At 55.6% G+C, this 4,569-nt stretch carries 4 protein-coding genes; all 4 read right to left on the bottom strand.

Translation table 11 applies throughout. The features are described from left to right. Window positions 1-359 (bottom strand): hypothetical protein (locus ACOCD2_RS12920; protein ID WP_419613789.1); only part of this gene is annotated, 359 nt, incomplete at its 3' end. Next, complete coding sequence (locus ACOCD2_RS12915) at window positions 356-1,243, bottom strand: recombination-associated protein RdgC (protein ID WP_293650036.1); 888 nt, start codon at window positions 1,241-1,243, stop codon at window positions 356-358. The genes ACOCD2_RS12915 and ACOCD2_RS12920, both read right to left, overlap by 4 nt. Before the next feature lie 225 nt (window positions 1,244-1,468). Next, entirely contained in the window at window positions 1,469-1,747 is a 279-nt protein-coding gene (locus ACOCD2_RS12910; RefSeq protein ID WP_293715454.1) for a hypothetical protein, read from the bottom strand. Between the two features lie 439 nt (window positions 1,748-2,186). Beyond that, entirely contained in the window at window positions 2,187-4,325 is a 2,139-nt protein-coding gene (gene topA, locus ACOCD2_RS12905) for a type I DNA topoisomerase (protein WP_419625721.1), read from the bottom strand. Window positions 4,326-4,569 lie beyond the last annotated feature (244 nt).

Below are 4,569 nucleotides of genomic sequence, written 5' to 3'. Positions count from 1 at the left end.
TTCTCCATGTAATACTGGAACCCCCATACCTGTGCCTGGCGATTGTTCCAGTCGAAAGAATCCACAACAGCGGCGCGCCCGTTGGCCCGCATCCACTGTTCTACCTCTTTGCGCAGGGGGGCGCCACGCTGATAGGCATCGTCTAGTATTTGCTGCTGTTCCGCGTTAATGATGCCCGTGCGCCGCATCATCTGAAAAGCCCCGCGCCACCCCTCGGCTTTGTCGGGGACAGCAGACAATTCCAACAGCCGATTGCCCACTATGCGTACGGTTTCCCGTCCAGGAATGCTGGCTACCGTTACCTCATTCCCCAGCAGATCTGCGACAGCTTGCAGCGCGTCCAGGGTTTCCGTTTTCATTGGTCTTCTCCGTACAGCACTTCAAATAAACGCGACAATTCCGCTGTCATCAGCGCAAAGTCTGCATCGAATTGCTCTGCAGGGGTATCTGCCTCCGTCTCTGCGGTTTCTTCAAGTACCGCATCATGGAATTTCAGGCGCTTCAGGTGCCCTTTATCATTGAGCACAAATTCCATCCGGTCATCATATTCAAGGGAAAGCGCTGTTACTTGCTTTCCGGTATCGAGCAGGGTCTGGATTTCCTCTGCGTTCAGATCTTCATTCTTTGCGCGAATAATGCCCCCTTCTTCATCGCGCAGTTCACATTCATATCCGATTGTCAGCCCATTGGGCATCTCGCCTTGTTGCCTCAGCCACCGCGTCATCAACAGACGCGGCTCGTCCCTTATTTCTGCTGGAACCGCCGGCAGGCTGCCCAGGGAGTCCCTTAGCAGCGACAGCAGGGTTTCCGCAGTGGAGGGGGAGCTTGCATCGACCACCACCCAGTGATTGATGGGGTCGATATAGGCGTAATGCAGGCTGCTCTTGGTAAATGCCTTGGGCAACATTTCTGCGATGATGTTGTCCCGCAGTTCCGCCTTCTCTTTGTTCTTGATTTTCCTCCCGTCCCTGTTCTCGCGCTCTGTGATGCGTTCTTGCAGCACTTCTTTCACCACGGCGGGTGGCAAGACCTTTTCTTTCTTCATGGCGCATACCATGATGCGCCCGTTTGCTACGTGTACCAGCTCACCGCCATCACCCAATGGCGGCTCCCAGCCCCAGGACTCCATGGCCAGGTTGCTCAGGGGGCGGCTTTGTTTTTCCATAAGTGCTTGCGCCAGGGTGACTTCATTTTCGTAGAAGGGTTCGTCATACCGATACAATATGATGTTTCTAAACCACATTATCGTGATCTCCAATAGGAATGCCGCATTGTCTCCATACCCATGTCTGGTGCCTCCGGCAGGCTATAGGGACGACTGTAGTACGGCGATGAGTAAATGTATTGTGAGTTGTCGAATTCGCCACGGTTAAGCGTGTAAGCGGGGGGCGGTACCGGCACCACGGATACAGGGGGCATCATAGGGCGCGGCAGATTCGATGGGGGCACGTTCGCCTTTAATGGGCGATCACCATTGTCCTGTGGCAGCGGTGATGCTCCGGCCGCCAACCACGCCACCCCCCCCTCCCAGGGCAAGGCATACTGCAGCAAGAAGAGCTTGCTTTGTCCGCGTGCGGTGACGGCCTTTTTCCCTTTCAGGGTTCCCCGCAACTTCCAGGGTGCGGCCCGCCCAGGCCGCCCGCACCCTGGGCGACGAGTCTATCATGCCCCGGCGAAACTGTTTGGCAGATACGGGGTAATGCGTTTGTCTCACCCATGCCAAGCGCACCTCATCGTCGTCGATCAATCCCTCTTCCTGGTATGCTCGGACCTCCTCTGTTGTCAGGGGGTGTCTAAATAAGGGTAATCCCGCCAAAACGACAATACTTCATCGGTATGGTTCTGTTTCCGGTGTTCCAGGTGATGCACCTTGCTCATGTGTCCTCCGTTATCCACCTTGTTATCTGTCTTTCCATCGCCCCAGATATGCAGTTGGTTCTACATCAAGCGTGCCGTTTTGTAGGTATCGTCGAATACTTTTTCATATTCCAAATCGGGCCTAGCTCGCGCTTTATCTCTCGATGCTGGTCAATCAACCAACGGTCAATCACCCCAACAGTCTTGATGAAATAGAAAACTGCTGCGCCCGTTTTGTCTTTGATATGTGAACATAACCCTGTATCTTGATGGACCAAAAAAAGCGTTAGCCAGCCAGATAACAAGGTGGTTAATCAAGCGTTTCATGTCTATGCGGTTTTCTGTTGGTTTTTTACCTGCGCTGCCACAATGCCCTCTGGCGCCCCGTTGAGGTCGTTTACAGCGTGACGGCACGCCGGATAGCCACTACAGGACCAGAACGGCCCCTTGCGCCCATTTATGCGGCGCATGGGTTTGCTACATTCCGGACAGGGGTATATCTTGTCGGGCAACGCCGGTACGCCCTGGTTGTCATCAACCAGGTAATTGCAATCCGGGTAGCCGGTGCAGCCCCAGAAGGCGCCACGCTGCCCATTGCGCAGGCGCAGGGGCTTGCTGCATACCGGGCAATCGTAGGTTTTATCAGATGCGGGCTTGGGTTCCGGGGCGCGCTGCCCCGGCTTGCCGCCGTCATCCGGCGCGGTGTATTTGCAATCCGGGTAGCCGGTGCAGCCCCAGAAGGCGCCACGCTTCCCATTGCGCAGGCGCAGGTGCTTGCCACATTCCGGGCACTCGTGTTGCTCCACTCCTTCAGGGGTCGGCATTTTTCCCAATTCGTTGTCTAGGGTGTCATTGATACGGGTTACCACATCAATATATCGTTCCTCTCCCGCCGCTATTTTGTCCAGGTGCGCCTCTACCTGGCGCGTGAACTCATAGTCTGCAAAGGAAAAGCCACCTGCCAGGGCGGCTATGATCTTCTCCCCCAGTGGTGTGGGGGCCAGATATACCTGTTTCCCTTTCCCCTCCTTGTGCTCCCGCACATAATGGCGGCTGGTCAGCGTTTCCATGATGGAAGCATAAGTAGAGGGGCGGCCGATTTCACTGTCTTCGAGTTTCTTGACCAGCGTGGCCTCTGTATAACGCTTGGGGGGCTGAGTCCGTTTGGCCTTCACCACCGTATCCGATGAGGTGATGACCGCACCGCTGGACAATGACGGCAGTTGTTGCGACTGCTTGTTGTCCGCTCCCAATGCCATCCAACCATTAAAGGTCATCACGCGCCCTTTCGCATGGAAATCCTGTTGCCGCCCGTCGTTTGTGGTCTGTGTGCTGCGCAGGTGAATACTGGTTTCATCGAAACAGGCGGGTTTCATTTGAGAGGCAACTGCTCGCCGCCAGATCAAATCGTAGAGCCTGGCGGCATCACTACTGACATTGTTGGCCTCACGATTGGAAAAGTCCGTGGGGCGTATCGCTTCATGCGCTTCCTGTGCCCCGCCCTTGGCCTTCCATTTGTTCGCGGCAGGCGGGATATAGTTGTCCTTCCCGTTCTGCCTGAGCCAGTCCCAGACCATACCGACAGCCTCATCTGACAGGTTGGGGGTGTCGGTCCGGTGGTAGGTTATCAGCGCCGCCTCGAAGAGTTCCTGGGCCAGCTGCATCGCTTTCTTGGGCTTAATTTTCAATTGGCTGGAGGCGGCCTGGATAAGCGTGGAGGAAATGAATGGGGGCGGCGGCTTGCGGGTCACCGGCTTGGTGCTGATGTCCTGCACCGTGAACTCGCGCAGTGTGGCCACACTGTTTGCAAACGCTTCATCCTGAAAATAGTCTTGCCCCGCCTTGAGATAGGGTTTGCTGTCCCACTTCGCTTCCCATCTTCCTGTTTCCGCATCAAACGTCGCCACCACCTCAAAATAGTCAGTGGGAACGAAAGCCCGTATCTCATTTTCCCGGTCCACCACCAGGCGCAGCGCAGGTGTCTGTACCCGGCCCGCAGACGCCCTTTGTTGCAGCCTGTCGGACAACGGCCCGGACACCCGGTATCCCACCAGGCGATCCATGACCCGCCGCCCCTCCTGAGCGGCCACCAGCCCCATGTCGATATCCCCGGCCTCGGCCAAGGAGGCCTTAACCGCTTTCTCGGTGATTTCGTGAAACGCGATGCGTCGATAATTCTTCAGGCGCAGCGCTTCACGCAGATGATAGGCTATGGCCTCGCCTTCACGGTCCGGGTCGGTGGCCAGATACACCATCTCTGCATTTTTCGCCTTCTGCTGCAGGTTGCTCACCACACGCTTGTTGGTGATGACATACTTGGGAATGAAACGCGGTGGCGCCACGCCCATTTCCTTTTGCGGCAAATCCCTGAAGTGTCCTACGGAAGCGGCCACCACATAACCGTTTCCCAAGTATTTCTGTATTTTTTTGACCTTATTGGGTGATTCCACTATAACCAGTGCAGTCATGGGGGTCCTCTGAGTCAGAATATGTGTTGTCTGGTCGCCCTCGGGGCGCTACCACCGGCCAGTACGAGGGGCACATTCCCCCAATCCCCAGATAGAAAGCGCTAAGACGGAAAAAGCCTTGGATGTATAATGGTTAGTGACAAAACAGACCATCACCCAATGGGTGCAACAGCTCAAGGCTTATGACTATTCTAACCTGCAAACTCGATACCACAAACGATTTGCTGACTTCCCGCGCAGGGTT

This window comes from Thiolapillus sp., from assembly GCF_048562965.1.
In the GTDB taxonomy this organism is placed as follows: Bacteria; Pseudomonadota; Gammaproteobacteria; order Chromatiales; family Chromatiaceae; genus Thiolapillus; species Thiolapillus brandeum_A.
This window is presented reverse-complemented; position numbering and strand designations above follow the sequence as displayed.